Source organism: Streptomyces sp. NPDC037271 (genome assembly GCF_055603605.1).
Window position 1 is genome coordinate 29,720 of record NZ_JBVJVN010000001.1, and the last position, 21,530, is coordinate 51,249.

Sequence of the window (21,530 nt, forward strand, 5' to 3'; positions counted from 1 at the left end):
GGCATCCGAGGCCGGTCTCCCCGACGTGTGTCAGGGGGCCGGCCTCGGTCGTGCCCGGGCGGTGATCAGGACGTAGCCGAGGTGCTCGTCGGCCTCGGCCACCTGCTCCATGACCGGGGCGATCCGCTCGACGGCGTCGGGTCCGTAGGTGTCGGCCAGGACCGGGCGGCGGCTGTCGAACTCCCGCCGGGCCCGGGGGCCGCTGTGGCACGTGTTCCGGTCGAGGTCCTCGACTTCGAGGATGTCGAACCCGGCCGCGGTGAGGAGTCCGAGGAGTCGTCGCCGGGTGCTGAGGTGCACGGAGGGTACGTCGTCCATCCAGCCCCCGCCCTCCGGCTCACCGTCCCCGGGCGGCAGGACCATGTCCACCAGGGCCAGCAGGCCGCCGGGGCGCAGGCAGCGGGCCGCTTCGGCGAACGCCGCCGCCTTGCCCTCGGCGAGGGTGTCGGGCAGGTGGGAGACGACCTCCATCATCAGGACGCGGTCGAAGGAGTCCGCGGGGAGGGGCAGTTGCCTGGCGTCACCGGTCTCGAAGGAGATCCGGTCCGGGGCCGTCGCGCCCGCCGCCAGTCGCCGCGCGGCGGCCACCTGGCCGGGGGTGGCGTCGACGCCCGTGACGGAGCACCCCGTCTCCTCGGCCAGGAGCACCGCCGGCTGGCCCGCGCCGGACCCGATGTCGAGCAGGGCGTGGTCCGGGCCGAGCCCGAGCCGTCGTCCGGCCGTCCGGGTGAGGCGGTCGGCGGCCTCGGCGTACGTGGCGGGGTCCCCGGCGCCGGTGAAGTAGCCCTTGTGCATGGCCCGGGTGCCCAGCACCGCGTGTGCCAGCCCGGCGTGGGAGTCGTAGTAGTCCCCGATGGTGTCCAGCTGGTCCGGCATCATGACGGGCGGTTCCCTTCCGGGGTGTGCGTGCGGCCCGCCGTGTTCCCGGGGGACGTGAAGCGGCGGCCGGCCGCCCTGCGGGCGTAGCCGAGGGTGAGGCTGGCGCCCGAGGAGGTCATGCAGGCCAGCCGCCCTCGGAGGGCGGGGGCGTGGAAGACGTCGTGGCGGGAGTGGGCGACCTGGCGCAGGATGTACCCGGCCATGCGCACGTACTGCCGGGGCAGCTCCCGGGCGCCGGCGTCCGCCCAGCGCCACCAGTCGGCGGCTCTGTCCAGGTAGCCACGCGCGCGTTCGGCCTCGAAGCGTGCCAGGTCGCGCAGTCTGTCGGTCATGCGGCGGTCCCGGGCCGCCGCCTCCAGCTCGGCGCGGTCGATCCCGAACGCCCGGAGGTCGGCGAGGGGGAGGAAGAGCCGGCCGTCCGCGAGGTCCTCGCGGAGGTCGCGGAGGTTGTCCGTGAGCTGGAGGCCGAGGATGGCGGCCATGGCGTGTTCCTTGGCCTCCTCGCTGTGGTGGGCGCGGGGGCCGAGCAGCGCGTTGAGCCACAGGTTGTACTCGCCGCCGGTCCTGCGGATGTGCCGCTCCAGATCCGGGAACGAGGCGTATTCGGTGACGTGCAGATCGGCGGCGATGCTCGTCGCGGCCAGCTGGACGGAGCTGCGGGGGATGTCCCAGACGCGGGTGAAGTGCGCGAAGGCGCGGGCGGAGGTCCGGCCGAGGTCGTCCTGGCGTGACTGCGGCGGGCCGGTCCAGGGGTCCTCCCCGTCCAGGAGGGCGAACAGGTCGCGGAGGTAGGCGTCGTAGCGGGTGACGCGCTCCGCGACCGGCACACGGGCGTCGTCGATGAGGGTGTCGACGTGGATGGAGAACGTGAGCACCGCGTCCCAGTAGGGGCGTCTTCCGGGAGGCAGCAACTGCCGGAGCAGGAAGTAGTGCTTCACGAAGTTGCGCCGGAGGAAGGACTCGCACGCCGCGTAGGCGCGGCGGAGCTCCGGGTCGCCCAGGTTCGCCGCCCGGATGTCCGCGGCGGTCATCCGGTGCCCCGGGTGAGGGTCCAGGTGTCGTACAGCGTGTGCGGGCCGGAGGGTGCGGACGTGTAGTTGTCGTGGACCTCGGCCTCGGTGAAGCCGTGCTCGGCGGCCAGACGGCGGACGGTGTCGTGCGGCAGCTTGTAGAAGCGGTGCAGGTCCCGCGTGCGGACCCAGGAGTCCCCGGTGCCGTTCTCGTCCCGGTGGAACTGGCTGTAGGCCATGTCGTAGTGGGCGTCGCCGGCCGCCGTGGTGAACGTCCAGATGTAGGAGGTGTCCTCCATCTCCAGCGCCATGACGCGCGGTGCGGACGGGTCGAAGAGCTTGGTGAAGAACCCCTGGCCGTAGACGTCGAAGACGAACGTCCCGCCGGGCGGGAGCAGGCGGGCCACGGCGGCGAGGGTGGCGTCGATCCGCCGCTCCGAGAGGTAGTTGAACCCTCCGGCGGCGCTGATGACGGCGTCGAACCCGCCGATGCCGTCCGGGATCTCCGGCAGTTCGGACCGGATCAGGACGGTGTCCTCGCCCAGCCGCCGCCTGGCCTGTTCCAGCATCGCCGGTGACCGGTCGAGACCGGTCATGGCGTAGCCGCGCCGGGTGAGTTCGGCGAGCATCAGGCCGGTACCGCAGCACAGTTCCAGCACCCGGTGCACCGGGCCGGGCTTGGTTTTCCAGAACGCCTGGAGGAAATCGGCCATGTGGCCGCGCGCGGATTCCTGCTGTTCGGTGACGGCCCATTCGGCCAGCCGGTCGTACGACGCCGCGAGATTGGCGTAGGGATCGGGGTGGGTGAGCGCCTCGATGCTCATGGGTGGATTCCCTTACCGTGTCGTGGTTCTGAGGGGGAGGGGGGAGAGGTCGACGGGCCGGACGAGCGCATAGGCCTGCCGTTCCGAGACCGCAAGTCGTGTGCGTCTCGAAAAGATCAGATTGGCGAGGGGAAAGGGGCGGTGGTAAAAGGTCAGGGAGGACGGCACGTCGAAGATGTCCGCCGAGGCGACGAAGAACGGCAGTTCCGCGAGCAGATAGCGCAGTCCTGTCTCGACCTCCTCGTCGACGGGCTCCCGCGCGGGACGCCGGGACAGCAGCACCTCCCGGCTGGCGGTCCGGCAGGCCCTCCGCAGCTCCGGGTCCGTGCGCACCGCCGCCTCGCACCGCGCCAGCGCGTTCCGGTACGCGACCCGGTCGGTGAGCTCGGACATCAGGTGGACGCCGTCGCCGCCGCGTGGGCCGCCCGAGGCGGCCCACGCACGCACGACGCGGTTGCGCAGCACGTTGATCTCGGCCCGTACCTTGCCGGCCGCCCGCTCGGGCGCGTAGCCGAGAGCGGTGAAGGTGTGGATCAGTGCCGCGTCCGGGACGACGACGTCCACCCGCGCGAAATTGTCGCTGAGCCAGCGAAGCAGATCAGTGAGCAGAGCGACCCGGAAATAGCTGTTTCCCGGGCTGACGCCGAGGACTACATGCTCCTTGCGAGCGCAAATCGAAGCACATTGATTTGTCAATGGCTCGAGGGAAAAGGTTGCGGGTTCCGACACGTTGGAGCATTACACATCCGATGCGGTTCGCAAACTCTGGCCGAGCCTGACGGGTGAGAGAGGTAATGGCGCGGCGCAATAAGAGGTGCGAAAAGGCGGCCGGCATTCCTAGGGACGTGGACGTGCGACGCCCGTGACGATGTCCCGCAGCCGCTCGACGTACAGGCGCAGGTTCTTGTGCGCCATGTCGGTGTCCGGGTAGCGGCTCGCGAACCACAGGCCCTCCGGGAGCCGGGTGACCCACGCGCACATCTGGTCGCCGTACGAGACCCTGAGCAGGGCGTACGCCGTCCGGTCCGGCCAGCGGCCGGAGCCGGGGACGTCGCGGGCGTCGACGTAGGACACGATCGAGTACAGGTCCGGTGACGTGGGCCGGAAGTCCGTGCCGAGCAGGCGCAGCACCCGGTCGATCGGCATGCGGGACAGCCGCCGGCTGGCCTGGAGTTCGGCCCGTACGGTGCGCAGGGTACTCGGGAAGTCCTGGCCCCCCGCCACGGGGATCTCGATCGGTGCGCCGCCGACGTACCAGCCCACGGACTGGGACCACTGGGACCGCGACCTGGTGTGGAACGGCACGACCGTGCGGTAGACGGGCGCGCCGCCGATCTCGTGGACGATGAGCGCGGTGGCGGCCAGCACGCCGATCAGGCTGCCGCCGTAGGGACGGCAGTACGCCTCGAAGGCGGCGGCGTCGGCGGCGTCCACCAGCGGTTCACGCAGGAGGCGTTGCTCGGGCAGCGCGCCGCCGGGCTCCACGCCGAGGTCGACGGGGAAGGACGGCAGCCGCCCCCCGCACCGCCGGATGAACTCCCGCCAGCGGGCGACGATGTCGTGGGAGCCGTCGATCCGGTCCGCGTCGGCCCGTTCGGCCTCGCAGAAGTCGACGTAGCTGCCGACCGGCGGACGCGGCACGGTCCGGCCCTCGACGCCCGCCGTGTACAACTCGTCGATCTCGGCGGGGATGCGGTAGATGGAGTAGGCGTCTACGTTGCTGTGGTCGAAGGCCATGTAGACGCTGACCCCGTCGTCGCGGACGACCGCCGCGTAGATCAGGTTCGGCCAGCGCAGCGCGTCCGCGACGTGGTCGAAGCGGTCCTGGAGGTGGCGGGCCAGACCGGAGGCGTCCGGGAAGTCGCCGACGTCCTCGCGGTGCAGGGAGACGGCGTCCGCGTCGAGGGTGAAACGCCGCATCGGGTCACCGGCCGCACCACTCCAGCGGAAGCCGCTGCGCAGCGTCTCGTGCCGGAGGGTCCAGGCCCGCAGCGCCTCCTGGAGTACGTCGAGATCGACCGTGCCCGGGATGTCGAAGGCCGTGCCGAGCCAGGTCGGCACGGACAGGCCGCCCTCGCGGACCGACCGGGCGGTGCGGATGTGCGACTCCTGGATGTACGCCGGTGGCCGGGTGTCCTCGGGCAACGACGCCGCGATGTCGAGGGTCCTGGGACTGAGCGTCCACTCGACGAGGCGCCCCGGCCGGATCTCGCAGCGCTGGATGTCGGTCATTCGCACGAGGGGAGTCTCCGTTCGCAGGTGTAACAGACCCGACCAAGGGAATGCCGTGGCCGCGACCGCGCACGTGATGTGTCGCCACGGTTCAACGGAACGGATGGCTTCTCGAACGGCGGTTCGGAGTGCTGTCGTTCACTCGGAGCCGGTGCGCTCCAGATAGGCGTGGAGGGCACCCGCTCCCGCGAGCATCGCCCGGGTCCGCGCGGTGAGCAGCTGCCCGCGCGCCCCGAGCGCCGCCCGCAGGGCCTCGCCGCCGCCCTCGCGCCGCAGCCCGGCCAGGACGGGGCGGATCTGGTCGAAGAGGTGGTGGCTGCGGCGCAGCGTGCGCACGACCCGTGCGTCGCGCACGTCGGCGGGACCGTACACGCGGTACCCGGTGCCGCGTTCCCGGCCGGGCGCGAGCAGCCCCGCCGCCTCCCACACCCGCAGCGCGGACGTCCGTACGCCGATCAGCGCGGCGACCTCGCCGATGCGCAGGCCGCCGCCCGGGCGGGTCAGCGTCTCGGGCTCGCCCCGGGCGAGCGCCTCCAGCGCGTCGCTCGCGGCCCGCAGCGACACGCGCTCCTCGTGCAGGGCGGCGTGCGCGGCGTCCACCAGGGCGAGCGCACCGGGCACGTCCCCGTCGTGCACCGCCCGCATGATCCGCGTCGCCGTCAGCGGCTCGTACCCCTTGCGCAACGCCCGGTACGTCAGCAGCGCGTGCCGGTGCACCTCCCCGAAGACGCGGTAACCGGACTCGGTCCGCCCGGCCGGGGGAAGGACACCGGCGTCCTCGTAGTTGCGGATCTGCTGCGTCGAGAGACCGGCCGACCGGGCCAGGTCGACGGTGCGGAGACGGCGGTCGTCTGGCGTCACGGCCCGCAGCCTAGGACAGCCACCGCGAGAGCCGGGTCCGAGTCCGTGTCCGTCCGTCGAGTCGTCCGTCAGATGATCTGCTTCTCCTCGGTGACCATCACGGCCACCGAGTCCATGTCGATGAAGCGTGCTTCGTCGGGGTGGACCAGTGTCCGGTAGTTGTCGGAGGCGAAGAAGGCGTCGTGGCTCTCCCAGTCCTCGAACCAGATCTCCGTCAGGCCGTCGTAGGCCCGGTCCGGGTAGTTCTCGGCGGGGACCGGGTGGGACACGGTGTACTTGCGCACATGGCGCTCCGCCTCCGGGATGGAGGTGAACAGCGGCGCGTGCCGGTCCCGGTGGTGCTCGACGAAACGCTCGTACGGCATTCCCTCGGCCCGGTTGATCATGAAGATGAGCTTCAGCATGGAGTTAACCTAAAAGCTCACATCAATGTCAGGGTCAAGTGGTCAAACGTATGGGGGAGTTCGGCATGCGGATCGGTGAACTGTCCGCCCGGACGGGAGCCAGCCGCCGCTCGCTGCGCTACTACGAGGAGCAGGGCCTGCTCGTCAGCTCCCGCTCGCCCAGCGGACAGCGCCACTACGAGGAGGAGCACGTCCAGCGGGTGCGCCTGGTGCGGGCCTTCCTGGCGGCGGACATCTCCAGCGGCACCATCGCCGAGATGGTGCCCTGCATGTCCGAGCCGAGCGAGGACGGGGCACGGCAGGCGCTGGAGATCATGGCCCGCGAGCGGGCCCGGCTGTCCGGGGCCATCGACGGCCTCGCGGCCGCCAGGGACGCGCTGGACCGCCTCATCCAGGACAACCACGCGTACCTGACACGGTCGGCGGACGACGATGCGTGAACCGGGGGTTCGGACCAGCGTGCGGACCAGAGGACGCCGCCCGGCTCAGGCGCGGCACTCCAGTACCGCGTAGTCGGCGAAGCAGCGCCGGTAGCGGGTGTGCCGGGTCTCCTGCGTGTGCCCGCGCTGCCACTCCTCGACATCCGCCGGGGCGGGGCACGGGCCGGACGTGGCACCGCAGTCGGTTTCGTCGCCGGACACGCGGTGCGCCTGGTACTCGGGGAGCGCCGAGGGGTCCTGGACGATCGTGAACGGTACGTAGCGGAAGAGCCGACGGCCACGGTGCTCATGCCGCTGGTGCCGGGCCAGCAGCACATCGGCGTCGGTCTCCGCGCTGCCGTCACCGGTGGCACGCGCGTGTGCGCGCCGCTCGGCCAGCCGGGCAAGGTGGCACAGCCGGTGACCGGCTCGGGCGGCGGTCCGGCCTTGACCAGCGGTTCGGCTGTCAACACGCCGGTGAGAAAACGGTTGTTGGCCGCCCAGACGCCGGCGCTCAGCCGTTCTGGTCGCCGGCCCGCACAACATGCCGGTGATCACCGACCCGGACGAGGCCCGAGCCGACCTGGCGCCGGCCAGTCTGGCGGCCATCACACACGCCGCCGAACCGGTCATCAATGGGATGCTGAAGGCCCTGTCCACCGCGTTGCAGGACGCGCCCGAAGACGTCGCGTCCCCCATCATCGAATTCACCGCTCAGGGCATGGGCAACCGCCCGGCCAAGCGCCTCTGGAGGAACCTGGTGGCCGTGGACCTCTCCTTCTACAAGTCGTACATCTCCGAAGAAATCCGCGACGAAGGTCGTGAGCAGGGCCGTGAGCAGGGCTGCGCGCAGCAGGGCGCCCTGGATGTCCTGCTGGTCCTGGAACAGCGCGGTCTCGACGTCTCCGACGACGTGCGCACGCGCATCATGGAATGCGGTGACCCCGAGGTCCTCCGGCACTGGCTCGCCCGCGCGGTCACCGCGTCAACGGCCGAAGCGGTCTTCCAGGACGGGTGACCCGGCGCCTCACGCTCGGTGCCGGGCCGCGTCCATGAGCCGGCCGGCGAGGGCCGCGACGAGGTCGCGCAGCTCGTCCGGTCGTTCGACGACGAACGGGAGGTCCAGCGACGCGAGGGCGCCGGGCAGCCAGTCGAGGCGCTCGGCGCGGATCTCGACCCGCGACCAGCGCCCCGTCTCCGTTCCTGTCCCTGCCCCCGTTGACGTCGCCGCCCCTGGCTCCGGATCCGCCTCCGTCTCCGGACCCGTAACGCTCGCGGGTGGCGCCTCCGTCACGCTCGCGACGCTGCCCGGCAGGCGGGTGCGGATCTGTTCGGCGGTTCCCTGGACCCGCAGAGTCACCTCATGCCGGTACGGGGCGGTGGCGAGCGTCGTGAGGACGCGCTCCGCCGGGTCGTGGCCGTCGGGCGGTTCGAACGAGCCGGGCAGGACCCGGGCGTCGGCGACGCGGTCCAGGCGGAACGTCCGGTCCTCGCCGACCGAGAGGTCCCTTCCCGTCACGTACCACCTGCCCGAGTGCGCGACGAGCCCGTACGGGTACAGGGTGCGTTCGCTGCGCCGGCCACCGGAGGTGGTGTACCGGATCGAGACCGGCCGGTGATGGCGCACCGCGTCGGCGATGGGGAGCAGGACGGCGGTCTCCGGAGCGGCCGTCCCGCCCGGCGAGGCCGTGAAGGTGACTGAGTCGAGTACGGAGTCCAGTCGGCGACGGAGCCGCTCCGGCAGGACTCGCCGGACCTTGGCCGTGGCCGTCTCGCCCGCCGTGCCCGCCGCCGCCGTGATCCCGGTCCGCCGGCCGGCGACCAGGCCGAGCAGCACGGCCAGCGCCTCGTCGTCCGTCAGCATGAGCGGAGGCATGCGGTGGCCGGGGCCGAGCCGGTAGCCGCCGTAGCGGCCGCGCACCGACTCCACGGGGATGTCGAGGTCGACGAGGTGGTCGACGTACCGGCGCACCGTGCGCTCGCCGACGCCGAGCCGGTCGGCGAGTTCGGCCACGGTGCGGGTGCCTCCCGCCTGGAGGAGTTCCAGCAGGGTGAGCACGCGGGACACGGGGCGGGACATGCCTGGAAGTCTGCCGCGGATACCGGTCGGATTCTGTCCGGTATCGCTCGTAGCGTGCGGTCATCAGCGAGACCGGCCGAACGGCCGAACGGCCGAACGAACGACCAGGAGTGAACCCATGAACCTCGTCTCGATCCGCGTCATCACGGACGACGTCGCCCGCCTCGTCGACTTCTACGAGCGTGCCACCGGAGTGCGGGCGAGCCGGCCCACCGAGGACTTCGCCGAGCTGCGCACCGCGTCGGGCACCCTCGCGATCGGCGGTACCCGGACCGTTCCGCTGTTCGCGCCCGGCTCCGCCGCCCCGGCCGACAACCGCAGCGTCATCATCGAGTTCCTCGTCGAGGACGTGGACAGCGTGCACCGGAATCTGACCGGGTTCGTGGCGGACTTCGTCAAGGAGCCCACGACGATGCCCTGGGGCAACCGCGCGCTCCTGGTCCGCGACCCCGACGGCAACCTGGTCAACTTCTTCACTCCGGTCACCCCGGCCGCCATCGAGAAGTTCGCCGCGTACGCCCGCTGATGTGGCGGCCCGCCACCCCCGTCGGCGGGCCGCCACGAGCTGTCGGCTAGGCGACGCCGCCGTACGTGCAGCCGGTGGCGCCCTTCATCGCCCAGTTCATGTACCGGGAGGTCTCCGGGCCGAACACGCCGTCCGCGGCGATGCCCTTGCTCCGCTGTGCCTCCTTCACCTTGTTGACGGTGGCAGGCCCGTACATGCCGTCCACGTCCAGGTCCGCGCCGGCGAAGCACCTGTTCAGCGACCGCTGGAGTTGCTTGACGGCCGCGTTCTGACCGCCACCGTCGAAGCCGTCACCGCTGGAGAGGAGGCAGTTGACGTTGCGGCTGCCGTTCGTCGTGGTCGGCTTCAGGTAGTCGCCGTACTGGTTGGAGTACGTCGAGGTTCCCTGGCAGTGGGTGGCGGCCTGGGCGGTGCCCGCCGTGCCGACGACCGCGCCGGTGGCGACCAGTCCGAGGGTGGCGAGGGAAGCCGCGGTACGGCGTATGTTCATGGGGTTCCTTCCATCGGGAACGGAATGGGTGTCGGCCCGCCTCGCGGTGGGCGGGGCCGCGGCGGTGGACGGCCCGTGCGGGCGGTCCCGTCAGCTACGGCACGCGTCGCCGCCGCTGCCGTAGTTCTCCGACCACCAGCGCATGGCGTCACGGGTGTCGGGCCCGTACACGCCGTCCACCGCGACGCCGTACTTCGCCTGCGCGTACCTCACGGCCTGTGCGGTCTTCGGTCCGTAGATGCCGTCCACGACGACGTTGTTCTGCGTCCACGAGTTCACGCACCTCTTCAACGACCGCTGGAGGGCCTCCACCGCGTAGCCCTGGTTGCCCTGCGAGAGGAGGCAGTTCGTGGACCAGCTGTTCGTGGACGGCTGGTTCGCGTAGTAGTGGCCGCCCATGTTCGTCAGCACCGCCGTCGTACAGGTCGAAGCGGCGTGCGCGGCGGGCGCGGTGACGACGCCCGCTCCGAGAAGGCCCGCGGAGACCGCGAGGACACTGGTGGCACCGACGAGCTTTTTCCTGAGGTTCATGCGTCTCCAGACTCCTGCTCCTGCGTCGAGGGCCCGGCCGGTGGACGGGGCCTCGCCCGGCGGTGTCGATCCTGGGTTCGCGCCCACCGATGGGCAAGCACTCCGGGACGTCTCGGGAGACTCCGGGACGTCCCGGGGGCTCTCAGGGACGTCCCGCCTGATGACCTGCGCCGATTCCGGCGGAGCTGGGACGGGGGGACGATGTCCGGTTCGGGGAACGAGGTGCGGCTGCCCCTATGCTTGGCCTGCCCGTACGGGGAGAGGACGGGCGGAGACCGCACGCCGGGAGGCATCTGTGTCAGCGCTGGAGCCGGACGACCCGCGCTCGGTCGGGGAGTACCGGTTGCTGAGCCGGCTGGGTGCGGGCGGCATGGGCCGGGTCTTCCTCGGCCGTTCCCCGGGCGGACGGCTCGTCGCGGTCAAGGTGGTGCACGGCGAACTGCTGCGCCGGCCGGAGTTCCGCGACCGCTTCCGCCGTGAGGTCGAGGCGGCCAGGCGGGTCAGCGGGGCCTTCACCGCACCCGTCGTCGACGCCGACCCGGACGCGGCCCTGCCGTGGCTGGTCACCAGCTACATCGCCGGACCGTCGCTGGACCAGGCGGTCGCCGAACGGGGGCCCTTCGACCCGCGGGCGGTGTTCGCGCTGGCGGCCGGGCTGGCCGAGGCGCTGGTGTCGATCCACGCCGCGAACCTCGTCCACCGCGACCTCAAACCCTCCAACGTGCTGCTCGCCGAGGACGGGCCGCGCGTCATCGACTTCGGGATCGTCCGCAGCGTCGACGCCGAGTCGATCACCGGAACGGGCCACATGGCGGGTTCCCCGGGATTCATGTCCCCCGAGCAGGTCAACGGCGACGAGGTCACCTGGGCCAGCGACGTCTTCTGCCTGGGCGCGGTCCTGGCCTTCGCGGCGACCGGCGCCAACCCCTTCGGCGGCGGGCCGACCCCCGCGCTCCTCTACCGCGTCGTGCACAACGCCCCCGACGTGGACGCCGTCACCGACCCGGCGCTGCGCGCCCTGATCGGCGACTGCCTGGCCAAGGACCCCGCCCGCCGTCCGACACCGCGCGAGATCCTCGCCCGGGTCGGCCCGCCGGGCGACGAGAGCGCCACGGCCCTGCCCTGCGCCGGCCAGTGGACGCCGTCCCTCCGCCCGACCGGTACGGACGCGGTGCCCACCCTGGTCGCCCCGCCTCCTCCCGCGACGCCCCTGGCGCACCCGGCCACCCGGGTGGACACCAGGCGGCCGCCGACGCCCGGCCCCCCGGACGTACGCCCGACCGCGCGGGGTGAGCGCGGGGGCCGCAGCCGCCGGGCCTTCCTGCTCTCCGGTGCGGGAGCGGTCGCCGCGCTCGGTGTCGGAACGGGATTCTGGCTCAACCGGTCGGGGACCTCGGACGGCCCCGGCGCCGCGCCGGCGCCCTCGTCCTCACCCCCCGCCGCCACCCCGCTCCCCCCGGGACCCGTCGGGCACTGGCCCCTCGACGAGGCGTCGGGGGCGGTCGCGCGGGACACCGCCGGCGGGCACGAGGCCACCGCGACCGGCGTCGTATGGCAGCCCGGCGGCGGTGGTGCCGCCTTCGACGGGACCGGCAGTCAGATGGTGACCGCAGGACCGGTGCTGCAGACGGGAGCGGGCCGGAGTTTCACGGTCGCGGCCTGGGTCCGGCTGTCCGTCGTGCCGGATGTCTTCGCCACCGCGGTCAGCCAGGACGGCGGCACCGCCAGCGGCTTCTACCTCCAGTACTCCAGCGCGGACAACGGCTGGGCCTTCGCCCGCCCCGACCTGCGCGCCGTCGGCCGGACCGAGCCCGTCCCGAACGTCTGGACCCACCTGGCCGGCGTCTGCGACGGCCAGGCCCGCAAGCTGCGGCTGTACGTCAACGGCGTCCAGGAGGCGGTCGTCGAGGACACCGGCCCGGTCCCCGCCACCGGTGCCTTCATGATCGGCCGGGCCTCCTACGAAGGGGAGCCCCGCGACTTCTTCCCCGGCGCCATCAGGGACGTACGGGCCTTCGACCGGGCACTCACCGCCGCCCGGATCGAGTCGCTGACGCGGTCCGCCTGACATCCACCTGACGCTCCCTCACACGGTGTTCTCAGAGCGGCACTTGGGGTGGACGTGCTAAAGATGTAGCTTTCGATCTGTGGCCGTGGCCGCCCACACCGGGGCTCGCGGCAGCCGGTGAACGGGGAGAGAGTTGAGCGGGGAAGCCGGAAGCGGCCTCACGGGCAGTGGCGCCGAGCCGCTGGAGGATGACGACCCGCGCCGGATCGGACCGATCCCGCTGCTGGGCCGGCTCGGCGTCGGCGGTATGGGCCGCGTCTACCTCGGTGTCCACGAGGGCCGGTACGCGGCGGTCAAACAGGTGCTGCCGACGGCGATCGCCGAGGACAACGACTTCCTCCGCCGCTTCGGGCACGAGCTGGACAACCTCGCGCGTCTGCCCGAGGAGGCCACCGCGCCGTTGCTCGCCGGTGACCGGGACGCCCGGCCGCCGTGGTTCGCCACCGCCTACGTGCCCGGCATCACCCTGCGCGAGGCCGTCGACCTGCACGGGCCCCTGCCCGCGGAGGCGTTGTGGCTCGTCCTGCGGGAGGCCGCCACCGCACTGGCGTCGGTGCACGCGCTGGACATGGTCCACCGCGACCTCAAACCGTCCAACGTCATGCTGACCCTCGACGGCCTCACCCTCATCGACTTCGGGGTCGCCCGGGCCGCCGAGCAGAGCCAGTTGACGCAGACCGGCATGGTGGTGGGCACGCCCGCGTACATGTCGCCCGAGCAGGCCTCCGGGAAACGGGCGTCGAGCGGCGTCGTCGACGTCTTCGCGCTCGGCTCGGTGATCGCGTACGCGGCGAGCGGCCGGCCGCCCTTCGGCGACGAGTCCGGGCACGCCGTGCTGTACCGCATCGTGCACGAGGAACCCGACCTCCAGCCGCTGCGGGAGCTGGACGCCGAACTCGCCGACGTCGTCGCGTCCTGCCTGGACAAGGACCACGAGGGCCGGCCGACGGCGGCCGAGCTGGTGGAGATCGCGGAGCGGCACGGGCCGTTCGCTCCGCCCCTGTGGCCCGGGACGGTGAGCGGTCCGCTGGCCGAGCGGGCGGCTTTCGCCTCGACGGTCCCGGAGCCCGCGCAGCTTCCCGAGCCGGACGAGGCGGCCCCTTCCGTACCGTCCGTCCCCGTGGTCACCGGCGGGCAGCCGGAGAGGCGTGAGCGGCGGCGGCGTACGAAGGTGCTGGCGCTCGTGGTCCCGGTCGTGGTGACGGGGACGACGCTGAGCGTCACGCTGCTGCCGTACGTGATGAGCGAATCGGACAAGGACCGGGCCGCGGGCGCGCCGCCCGCGGCCACCGGAACCGCCACCCCGGGCCCCGCGGACTCCGCCACCGGCTCGACCGGTCCTACCGGCCCGCGCGCCTCCGCTTCCGGCAGTCCCGACGACGGGAAGAAGGACGCGAAGGACACGCAGGACAAGAGCGGGGAAGGGGAGGAGGGCGGAGGCCAGGCCGGCGACGGCACCGCGCCCGGCGGGGGCGGGGACGCGGCTGCCGCGGCAGGAGCGTCCGGCGGCGACTCGGGCTCCGGCGGCTCGGGCTCCGGAGCGGATGGATCCTCCGGTGCGGGAGAGTCGTCCGGCTCGGGTGCCTCCGGCTCGGGAAGAGGGTCCGGGGCGAGCGGGTCCGGGGCGAGCGGGTCCGGCAACGGCGGCTCGGAGGGCGGCGGCGGGTCCACGTCGGACAGCTTCATGCTGAAGAACGGGTCGAGCGGGAAGTGCATGTACGTCGGCTACCCCATCGACGACGGCGACTGCTCGGGCGACATGGCCGTCTTCCGCTTCCAGAGCACCTCGGGCGGGGCCTTCAGGATCCTCAACGTGGGGACAGCCCAGTGCGTCCACGCCAGGAGTGCGAACGCCTGGCTCGTCAGGGCCGCCTGCGGCCAGGCGGGCGGAGAGTGGCGGGAGGGGGCGAACGGTTCGATCAGGAGCCTCACCACGGGCGGCTGCCTCGATCTCAACCGCCGGGCGTCCATGGTCGGCCTGACGACCACGACGTGTACCGGCTCCGCCTCCCAGCGCTGGACCAGGATCTGACGGAGCTGGACCAGGGCCTGACGCGGAGGAGCGTCAGGCCTCGTCCCGCCTGCCGCCCCTGCGGTCCTCGTCGTCCTCGGGGCCGCTCCGGCCGGTGTCCGACGGGCCGCCCTCGCCACGGTCGCCCCGGTCTTCGTGCCCGCGCTTCTCCTCGTCCTTGCCGAGGGACTTCAGGAACTCGGGATTGTCGTCCGGCGCGACCCACTGCCGCCGGCCGCCGCCCAGCCGGGGCGACGCGCCCGCCGGCTGCCGCTTCTTGCCGGCGATGAGCCAGGAGATCGAGCCGACCAGCGGGAAGAGCAGTACGAGGATCGCCCACAGCGGTTTGGGCATGTGGCGGATGTCGGCGTCCTTCGTGCTGATGCAGTCGATGAACGCGTAGACGCTCAACGCCAGTGGTACGACGAACATCAGCACCCGGAGCATGGGGCCTCTCTCCAGCGGAAGCGATGGGCGGGGACGCGTCACGGCCCCCAGGTACAGGGCCAGGGTAGCCGCTCGGGGATACTGGACGGCATGGCTTACGACGATCTTCGCTCCCTGCTCAGGGCCCTGGAGCGCGACGGCGACCTCAAGCGCATCAAGGCCGAGGTGGATCCCCACCTGGAGATCGGGGAGATCGTCGACCGAGTGAACAAGGCCGGCGGCCCCGCCCTTCTCTTCGAGAACGTGAAGGGCTCCGACATGCCCCTCGCGATGAACGTCTTCGGCACCGACCGGCGCCTGCTCAAGGCCCTCGGCCTGAAGTCGTACGCCGACATCTCGGACAAGATCGGCGGGCTGCTGAAGCCCGAGCTGCCCCAGGGCTTCGTCGGCATCCGCGAGGCCTTCGGCAAGCTCGGCGCGATGACGCACGTACCGCCGAAGAAGGTGAAGGGCGACAGCGCCCCCGTCCAGGAGGTCGTCCTCACCGGCGACGACGTGGACCTCGACCGGCTCCCCGCCCTCTTCACCTGGCCCGACGACGGCGGCTCCTTCTTCAACCTGGGCCTCACCCACACCAAGGACCCGGAGACGGGCATCCGCAACCTGGGCCTGTACCGCCTCCAGCGCCACGACAAGCGCACCATCGGCATGCACTGGCAGATCCACAAGGACAGCCGGAACCACTACCAGGTCGCCGCCCGGCGCGGCGAGCGCCTGCCCGTCGCGATCGCCTTCGGCTGCCCGCCCGCCGTGACGTACGCCTCCACCGCCCCGCTCCCCGGCGACATCGACGAGTACCTCTTCGCCGGGTTCCTCCAGGGCAAGCGGATCGAGATGGTCGACTGCAAGACCGTCCCGCTCCAGGTACCGGCGCAGGCGGAGGTCGTCATCGAGGGCTGGCTGGAGCCCGGCGAGATGCTCCCCGAGGGCCCCTTCGGCGACCACACCGGCTTCTACACCCCGCAGGAGCCCTTCCCCGCCCTGAAGATCGACTGCGTGACGATGCGGAAGCGTCCGCTGCTCCAGTCGATCGTGGTCGGGCGGCCCCCGACGGAGGACGGCCCGCTGGGCCGGGCCACGGAGCGGTTCTTCCTCCCGCTCCTCAAGATCATCGTCCCGGACATCGTGGACTACCACCTCCCCGAGGCCGGCGGCTTCCACAACTGCGCGATCGTCTCGATCGACAAGAAGTACCCCAAGCACGCCCAGAAGGTCATGCACGCCATCTGGGGCGCCCACATGATGTCCCTGACCAAGCTGATCGTGGTCGTCGACTCCGACTGCGACGTCCACGACCTGCACGAGGTCGCCTGGCGGGCGCTGGGCAACACCGACTACGGCCGCGACCTCACCGTCGTCGAAGGCCCGGTCGACCACCTCGACCACGCCTCCTACCAGCAGTTCTGGGGCGGCAAGGCCGGCATCGACGCCACGAAGAAGCTGCCCGAGGAGGGGTACACGCGGGACGGGGGCTGGCCGGACATGGTGCTGTCCGACCCGGAGACGGCGGCGAAGGTCGACCGCCGCTGGAAGGAGTACGGACTGTGACGTCGGCTTCCGCCGCGCTGCCGCAGCAGCCGGGGCGCACCAAGGCGTTCCTGCGCCTGGTGATGATCGAGCACTCGGTCTTCGCGCTGCCCTTCGCCTACATCGCCGCGCTGACCGCGATGTACGAGTGGGACGAGAACATCCACTGGGGCCGGCTGCTCCTGGTCACCGTCGCCATGGTCGGCCTGCGCACCTTCGCGATGGCGGTCAACCGGATCATCGACCGCGAGATCGACGCCCGCAACCCGCGCACCGCCCACCGCGAACTGGTCACCGGCGCCATGTCGGTCAAGCACGCCTGGACCGGCGCGCTGATCGCCCTCGTCGTCTTCCTGGGCGCGGCGGCCCTGCTCAACCCGCTCTGCCTCGCCCTGGCCCCCGTCGCCGTGATCCCGATGGTGGTCTACCCGTACGGCAAGCGGTTCACGAACTTCCCGCAGGCCATCCTCGGCCTCGCCCAGGCGATGGGCCCCATCGGCGGCTGGCTGGCGATCACCGGTGAGTGGTCCTGGGAGGCCGTGATCCTCGGCCTCGCGGTCGGCATCTGGATCGGCGGCTTCGACCTGATCTACGCCTGCCAGGACGTCGAGACCGACCGGCAGGTCGGCGTGAAGTCGGTCCCGGCCCGCTTCGGCATCCCGGCGGCCATCTGGGGCGCCCGCGCCTGCCACACGGTCACCACGGCCCTGTTCGCCTGGTACGCCGTCGCCACCGACGCCGGCGTCTTCTTCTGGCTCGGCCTGCTGATCGTCGCCGGCGCCTTCGTCTACGAGCACACCATCGTGCGCCCCCATGACCTGACCCGCCTGAACAGGGCGTTCTTCAGCGTCAACGGCTTCATCGGCATCGCGCTGTTCGTGTGCGCGCTGCTGGATCTGCTGGTGCGGGGCCTGACGGTGTGACGGCTCGACCGTGTGAGGGCCTGGCCGCGTGACGGCTCGACCGTGTGACGGCCTGGCCGCGTGACCGGCCGCGTGACCGGTCGCGTGACCGGTCGCGTGACGGTGCGCCTCAGGTGACGGGTGAGGCCCAAGCCGCCTGCCAGGTGGCAGGGCCGACGATGCCGTCGGGGGTGAGCCCCTTCTCCCGCTGGAAGGCGAGGCACACGGTGCGGGACTGCGGCCCGTACACACCGTCGGTGCCGATGTTCCAGCCACGCGCGGCCATGCGCTGCTGCCAGGTGCGGACGCCGGGGTGGACGGTGGCCGGCGGGTAGCTGAACAGTGTGCCGGGCCACGCCGGGGCCGCGGACGGGTCGGAGCCGCCGCTCGTGACGGGCGTGTTCCAGGCCGCGTACCAGGTACGGGCGCCGACCACGCCGTCGACGGTCAGTCCCTTCTCCTGCTGGAAGGCCAGGCAGACCCGGCGGGACTGCTCGCCGTAGACGCCGTCCACCGATATCGACCAGCCGCGGGCCGCCATGCGCTGCTGCCACGTGCGGGCGCTCGAGTGCACCGTCGCGGGCGGGTAGTGCAGGAACACACCGGGGAAGACGGGGGCCGAGGGGTACGAGGAGTCCATGGGCGGGGGAGGCTTCGGCACCCAGCCGCCGCTGCCCTTGCCCGGTCCCGGTTCCATGTCGGGCATGAGGCTGTAGAGGCGCGACCCCGGGCAGTCGGTCGAGACGAAGATGCCGTGCGGTTCCGTGCCCGTGCCCGCGTTGCCGACGCTGCGCAGGTGGGCGATGGCGCTGCGGAAGCCGTAGACGAGCTGCGGAGTGATCTCGTCGTAGACGATGAAGCCGCCGACCAGGCCGCAGATGGCGTAGTACCGCTGATTGCCGAAGTCGGAGCCGTTGGCGGCCGAGCGGAGCCCCACGCCCCGGCCCTCGAACACGTAGCCGTGATTGCACACCAGGTAGGTGTAGGCGATGTCCCACCAGCCGTTGCCGTCCATGTGGTCCCGCTGGATGCCCCGGACCTGGCCCGCGCAGTCGCGGTGGTCGGCGGCGGCGAAGCGGAACCCTCCGGTGTGGTGGATGGCGACGCCCCCGAGCTCCGGGGAGATGTTCGTGCTGATCTTGGTGGCCGACCGGGCGCCCCAGGAGGCGCGGGGAACGAAACGGGGGATACTCACGCGCCCTCACCTCCGGGCAGCGCGCAGCCGCACGTCGCGTTCAGCGGCTCGCGGGAGACGCCCGCCGCGTAGTCGGCGTCGGACACGTCGGGGATGATCGCGTCGGGGTGGTCGTGGCTCAGGACGAAGGAGAGTTCGTCCTCGCCGACTGCGTGGGCCGGACCGGTACAGATGACCGGCAGGGCGGCCGCCGCGGTGACGGCCGCGGCCGTCCGGCCCGCCATGCCGATGAAGCCTCGGCGCGTGGTGTGCTCGGGGGGCAACGCTGTCTCCTCTTCGGGTCTTCGGTGGTGGCGCGTCTTCGGCGGCAGCACGGGGGTGCGGTCGGCCGGTCGGCCGGCGGACCGCACCCCCGCGCTGCGTGCTGTGGTGGTGTGCTGTGGTGGTGTGCCGTGTGCCGTGTGCCGTGTGCTGCGCGTTGCGTGCTGCGTGCTGTGCGCTGTGCCTGTGGTGCGGTCAGCGGTTGCCGTAGCGCAGTTCGTCCCAGGTCTGGGGGCCGACGATGCCGTCGGAGGCGCTCTCGCCGATGTAGTACCACTGGAACCAGGTGACGGCGGACTCCGTGGCGGGCCCGTAGACGCCGTCCACGGCCAGCTTGCCGCCGCCGGCTTGCGGGTAGCGGGTGGTTTCGTTGATCAGCGCCTGGATCTCCTTCACATGGGCGCCGGTGCTGCCGCGCTCGGCCCAGGCGGTGCCTGTGTGATAGCCGCAGTAGAGGCCGACCGTGCTGACGCCGCGGCAGGAGTCGGCCAGGGCGGTCGCCCGCGGGACGTGGTTCGTCGCCGCCTGCGCGTTGCCGAGGGGGAGCAGAACCAGTGCGGCGGTGGCCGTCGCACCGGCCAGCACTGTCGTCCATCGCCGTGCGCGGCGGCTGCTTCGTACGAGGTGCACGAGTCACTCCTGTGTCGTCGTGGCGGGGGTGCGGGTGATCGCGGCCGTTCCGCCGACCAGCGCCGTGGCCGCGGCCAGCAGAGCCGTCCTCTGGTGAGCGCGCATCGCAACTGCTCTCTGCGCGACGGAAGCTGACGGCCCGTCGGATCGCGCCAGCGGGTTCGTTCGGACGCGGTCCAGCCTGTCGGCAGTTTTCCCGGCAGCGCTATGATCCGGGACGTCCCGGGTGTCCCCGGGACGTCCCCGCCGCTCACCTGCGGGGACACGGCCCGGGCGCTCTGTTCCGGGGCACGGTCCGGGACGCTTCCGGAGGAAGCGGTCCACACGGGAGAGGACACAAGGGAAGAAGGCCCTGGAGTACGCCCGCAACGAGAGGATTTCCTCCTGCCATGGCGCCGTGGAGATCTCTGCCCGAGGAACTCAGCCCGCCCGCCCGGCGCCTGGTGACCGGGCTTCGGGAGCTGAAGGACCGCACCGGAATGAGTCTGGCCGCGCTGGAGCGGCGCACCCGTTACAGCAGGTCGTCGTGGGAGCGGTACCTCAACGGCAAGAAGCTCCCGCCACGCGAGGCGGTCGCGGAGCTGGCCGCGCTGGCGGGCGAGGACGGCGACCGGTTGCGGGCACTGCACGCGCTCGCGGCCGGTGACTGGCTCCGTTCCCCTCCCTCGGGTGCCTCTTTACCGGCCGCCCCGGGCCGGGAGGAGGCCGACGGGGCGGTGCCCGCCGACGGCACGCCTCCGGCCGACGGCACGGCTCCGGACGGCGGAACGCCTCCGGACGGCGGGGCGGCCCGGCAGGGCGGGCGAGGACCTGTGGCGTGGGCCCGGTACCGGGCGCCCTACCTGATATCGCTGCTGATCATGGCCAGTACGGCCGTCACCGTCGCCGCGACCTGGGACCGTGGCGGGGTGAGCCACCGGGAACGGCCGGACGACTTCGTCTTCGAGGCCGGTACCACCTACGACTGCCCGGTGGAGCGGAAGGGAGCCCTGCTCACCGCCGGATACAGCGACACCCGGCGGACCTACCTGCACCAGTTGGTGATCAGCTGGGACGTGGTGGAGGCCCAGTGCCTGCTGGAGTACCACGGCTACCCGGTGGCCGAAGTCGACGGCGCCTATGACGCGATGACGGAACGAGCGGTCAAGCGTTTCCAGGAGGACCGCGGGGGTCTCGTCGTCGACGGGGTCATCGGCGAGCACACCTGGGAGGAGCTGCGCCGATGAGCGGGCGGCGTGAGGAGCTGGCCGGGCTCGCGGCGGAGCTGGTGGCGCTGAAGAAGCGGACCGGGCTCAGCCTGGGGGCGCTGGCCGACCGGACCTCGGCCAGCAAGTCGGCCTGGCACCGCTATCTCACCGGGCGCAATCTGCCGCCGCGTGAAACGGTCGCCGAATTCTGCGCCCTGGCCGACGAGCCGCCCGCGCGCCTGATGGCCCTGTGGGAAGTGGCCGAGACCGAGTGCAGCGGCAGGCGGCAGCGCGGCGACGGGAGCGAGCGGGGCACCGACGCGCCGCAGACGCACCGCCCACCGCACCGCCCACCGCACCGCCCACCGCACCGCGCACCGCGGCGGGCGGCCGACGAGGAGACGGACCGTACCCTCCCGACGCCATGGAAGCCCTTGACGCCCTGGAAGCCATGGCCGGGGGTGACACGGACGCCGCGGGCACCCGAGCGCTCCGAGTGCGCCGCGGTGACGGACCCGGGACCGAGCGCGGTGGCGCCCGGCCAGTGGCGCCGGTGGAGCCACTGGCGCCGGATCGTGCACCGCTGGTGGCCGGTCGGGGTCTCCGCCCTGCTGTCCGCCGTCGTACTCGCCGCCGTTCCGCTGATCCGGGGACCCGCCGAGCCGGTCCCGGCACAGCCCGGTTGCCGGGGCACGGCGTGCGACGGCGAGAATTCCGAGTCGCAGGGCTGTACCGAGCCGGGCTCCGAATTCGGCGCCGTGGCGGAGGCGCGCTTCCCCGGCGGGGCCCGCATGGAGATCCGGCACAGTGAGCACTGTGACGCGTTCTGGGCGCGGGTCTGGCTGGGCCGGGTCGGGGACCGGATCGAGCTGAGGGTCCCGGGCCGTCCCACCCGGCACGCGTCGATCCGGGACCGGCACGACGCCGACGGCTACGTCTACACCCTGATGACCGGCGGCGACCCGACGAATGCGCAGGCCTGCCTGCTGCCCGCGGACGGCGGGCCGGAGCAGTGCTTCGGAACCTGATCCGGGCCCACCCCGGGG

23 protein-coding genes and 1 pseudogene are annotated in these 21,530 nt (G+C 72.2%); 9 read left to right on the forward strand and 15 right to left on the reverse strand.

Annotated elements, in window-relative coordinates; all coding sequences use genetic code 11:
• Window positions 1–30: 30 nt before the first annotated feature.
• The 7 genes from ACZ7G3_RS00165 to ACZ7G3_RS00195 form a co-directional block, all read right to left on the reverse strand.
• Window positions 31–879, reverse strand: coding sequence for an SAM-dependent methyltransferase (locus ACZ7G3_RS00165; RefSeq protein ID WP_470922616.1), 849 nt, complete (start codon window positions 877–879; stop codon window positions 31–33).
• Entirely contained in the window at window positions 876–1,910 is a 1,035-nt protein-coding gene (locus ACZ7G3_RS00170) for a squalene/phytoene synthase family protein (RefSeq protein ID WP_470922617.1), read from the reverse strand. Before ACZ7G3_RS00170 ends, ACZ7G3_RS00165 begins: the two co-directional genes overlap by 4 nt.
• Window positions 1,907–2,713: a class I SAM-dependent DNA methyltransferase gene (locus ACZ7G3_RS00175; RefSeq protein ID WP_470922618.1), complete on the reverse strand. Its 807-nt coding sequence runs from the start codon at window positions 2,711–2,713 to the stop codon at window positions 1,907–1,909. The genes ACZ7G3_RS00170 and ACZ7G3_RS00175 overlap by 4 nt, the downstream gene beginning before the upstream one ends.
• Before the next feature lie 12 nt (window positions 2,714–2,725).
• The gene (locus tag ACZ7G3_RS00180; RefSeq protein ID WP_470922619.1) at window positions 2,726–3,442 is read right to left on the reverse strand and encodes a tRNA-dependent cyclodipeptide synthase; all 717 of its coding nucleotides are present in this window, start codon (window positions 3,440–3,442) and stop codon (window positions 2,726–2,728) included.
• 108 nt (window positions 3,443–3,550) lie between these two features.
• Window positions 3,551–4,951: a condensation domain-containing protein gene (locus tag ACZ7G3_RS00185; protein ID WP_470922620.1), complete on the reverse strand. Its 1,401-nt coding sequence runs from the start codon at window positions 4,949–4,951 to the stop codon at window positions 3,551–3,553.
• Between the two features lie 132 nt (window positions 4,952–5,083).
• Window positions 5,084–5,806 carry a MerR family transcriptional regulator gene (locus ACZ7G3_RS00190; RefSeq protein ID WP_470922621.1) on the reverse strand — a complete coding sequence of 241 codons (723 nt, stop codon included), beginning with the start codon at window positions 5,804–5,806 and terminating at the stop codon, window positions 5,084–5,086.
• A gap of 68 nt (window positions 5,807–5,874) precedes the next feature.
• Window positions 5,875–6,210, reverse strand: coding sequence for an EthD domain-containing protein (locus ACZ7G3_RS00195; protein ID WP_470922622.1), 336 nt, complete (start codon window positions 6,208–6,210; stop codon window positions 5,875–5,877).
• Between the two features lie 65 nt (window positions 6,211–6,275).
• Between ACZ7G3_RS00195 and ACZ7G3_RS00200 the strand changes: the two genes are divergently transcribed.
• Window positions 6,276–6,650 carry a MerR family transcriptional regulator gene (locus ACZ7G3_RS00200; RefSeq protein ID WP_470922623.1) on the forward strand — a complete coding sequence of 125 codons (375 nt, stop codon included), beginning with the start codon at window positions 6,276–6,278 and terminating at the stop codon, window positions 6,648–6,650.
• Window positions 6,651–6,695: 45 nt separating this feature from the next.
• Here ACZ7G3_RS00200 and ACZ7G3_RS00205 read toward each other — a convergent pair whose 3' ends face one another.
• Window positions 6,696–6,965, reverse strand: a complete 270-nt coding sequence (locus tag ACZ7G3_RS00205) for a DUF7848 domain-containing protein (RefSeq protein ID WP_470922624.1) — start codon at window positions 6,963–6,965, stop codon at window positions 6,696–6,698.
• 187 nt (window positions 6,966–7,152) lie between these two features.
• Here ACZ7G3_RS00205 and ACZ7G3_RS00210 point away from each other — a divergent pair.
• Window positions 7,153–7,647 (forward strand): annotated as a pseudogene (locus tag ACZ7G3_RS00210) (hypothetical protein); the annotation flags it as partial.
• 9 nt (window positions 7,648–7,656) lie between these two features.
• On the opposite strand, the gene ACZ7G3_RS00215 reads toward ACZ7G3_RS00210, so the two are convergent.
• Window positions 7,657–8,709: a helix-turn-helix transcriptional regulator gene (locus ACZ7G3_RS00215; protein ID WP_470922625.1), complete on the reverse strand. Its 1,053-nt coding sequence runs from the start codon at window positions 8,707–8,709 to the stop codon at window positions 7,657–7,659.
• A 118-nt stretch (window positions 8,710–8,827) separates the two neighbouring features.
• Between ACZ7G3_RS00215 and ACZ7G3_RS00220 the strand changes: the two genes are divergently transcribed.
• A complete protein-coding gene (locus tag ACZ7G3_RS00220) occupies window positions 8,828–9,235 on the forward strand; it encodes a VOC family protein (protein ID WP_470922626.1) in 408 nt (135 codons plus the stop codon).
• A 46-nt stretch (window positions 9,236–9,281) separates the two neighbouring features.
• Here ACZ7G3_RS00220 and ACZ7G3_RS00225 read toward each other — a convergent pair whose 3' ends face one another.
• Entirely contained in the window at window positions 9,282–9,725 is a 444-nt protein-coding gene (locus ACZ7G3_RS00225; RefSeq protein ID WP_426599895.1) for a peptidoglycan-binding domain-containing protein, read from the reverse strand.
• Window positions 9,726–9,815: 90 nt separating this feature from the next.
• Window positions 9,816–10,256, reverse strand: coding sequence for a peptidoglycan-binding domain-containing protein (locus tag ACZ7G3_RS00230; RefSeq protein ID WP_470922627.1), 441 nt, complete (start codon window positions 10,254–10,256; stop codon window positions 9,816–9,818).
• Between the two features lie 295 nt (window positions 10,257–10,551).
• Here ACZ7G3_RS00230 and ACZ7G3_RS00235 point away from each other — a divergent pair, with 295 nt between their 5' ends.
• Window positions 10,552–12,324 (forward strand): protein kinase domain-containing protein, encoded by a 1,773-nt coding sequence (locus ACZ7G3_RS00235; RefSeq protein ID WP_470922628.1) that lies wholly within the window; start codon window positions 10,552–10,554, stop codon window positions 12,322–12,324.
• 133 nt (window positions 12,325–12,457) lie between these two features.
• Window positions 12,458–14,356: a serine/threonine-protein kinase gene (locus ACZ7G3_RS00240; RefSeq protein ID WP_470922629.1), complete on the forward strand. Its 1,899-nt coding sequence runs from the start codon at window positions 12,458–12,460 to the stop codon at window positions 14,354–14,356.
• 33 nt (window positions 14,357–14,389) lie between these two features.
• Here ACZ7G3_RS00240 and ACZ7G3_RS00245 read toward each other — a convergent pair whose 3' ends face one another.
• Complete coding sequence (locus ACZ7G3_RS00245; RefSeq protein WP_470922630.1) at window positions 14,390–14,782, reverse strand: PLD nuclease N-terminal domain-containing protein; 393 nt, start codon at window positions 14,780–14,782, stop codon at window positions 14,390–14,392.
• A 90-nt stretch (window positions 14,783–14,872) separates the two neighbouring features.
• Here ACZ7G3_RS00245 and ACZ7G3_RS00250 point away from each other — a divergent pair, with 90 nt between their 5' ends.
• Both ACZ7G3_RS00250 and mqnP read left to right on the forward strand, forming a co-directional pair.
• Entirely contained in the window at window positions 14,873–16,330 is a 1,458-nt protein-coding gene (locus ACZ7G3_RS00250; protein ID WP_470922631.1) for a menaquinone biosynthesis decarboxylase, read from the forward strand.
• Complete coding sequence (gene mqnP / locus ACZ7G3_RS00255) at window positions 16,327–17,232, forward strand: menaquinone biosynthesis prenyltransferase MqnP (RefSeq protein WP_426599889.1); 906 nt, start codon at window positions 16,327–16,329, stop codon at window positions 17,230–17,232. The genes ACZ7G3_RS00250 and mqnP overlap by 4 nt, the downstream gene beginning before the upstream one ends.
• Window positions 17,233–17,341: 109 nt before the next feature.
• Here the strand turns inward: mqnP and ACZ7G3_RS00260 are convergent, their stop codons facing one another.
• The 3 genes from ACZ7G3_RS00260 to ACZ7G3_RS00270 form a co-directional block, all read right to left on the reverse strand.
• Window positions 17,342–18,406, reverse strand: a complete 1,065-nt coding sequence (locus tag ACZ7G3_RS00260) for a peptidoglycan recognition protein family protein (RefSeq protein WP_426599888.1) — start codon at window positions 18,404–18,406, stop codon at window positions 17,342–17,344.
• Complete coding sequence (locus tag ACZ7G3_RS00265) at window positions 18,403–18,669, reverse strand: twin-arginine translocation signal domain-containing protein (protein ID WP_345591181.1); 267 nt, start codon at window positions 18,667–18,669, stop codon at window positions 18,403–18,405. The genes ACZ7G3_RS00260 and ACZ7G3_RS00265 overlap by 4 nt, the downstream gene beginning before the upstream one ends.
• Before the next feature lie 193 nt (window positions 18,670–18,862).
• Window positions 18,863–19,297, reverse strand: a complete 435-nt coding sequence (locus ACZ7G3_RS00270) for a peptidoglycan-binding domain-containing protein (protein WP_470922632.1) — start codon at window positions 19,295–19,297, stop codon at window positions 18,863–18,865.
• A gap of 389 nt (window positions 19,298–19,686) precedes the next feature.
• Here ACZ7G3_RS00270 and ACZ7G3_RS00275 point away from each other — a divergent pair, with 389 nt between their 5' ends.
• Both ACZ7G3_RS00275 and ACZ7G3_RS00280 read left to right on the forward strand, forming a co-directional pair.
• Window positions 19,687–20,523, forward strand: coding sequence for a peptidoglycan-binding protein (locus ACZ7G3_RS00275; protein ID WP_470922633.1), 837 nt, complete (start codon window positions 19,687–19,689; stop codon window positions 20,521–20,523).
• The gene (locus ACZ7G3_RS00280) at window positions 20,520–21,512 is read left to right on the forward strand and encodes a helix-turn-helix domain-containing protein (protein WP_470922634.1); all 993 of its coding nucleotides are present in this window, start codon (window positions 20,520–20,522) and stop codon (window positions 21,510–21,512) included. Before ACZ7G3_RS00275 ends, ACZ7G3_RS00280 begins: the two co-directional genes overlap by 4 nt.
• Window positions 21,513–21,530: the final 18 nt, after the last annotated feature.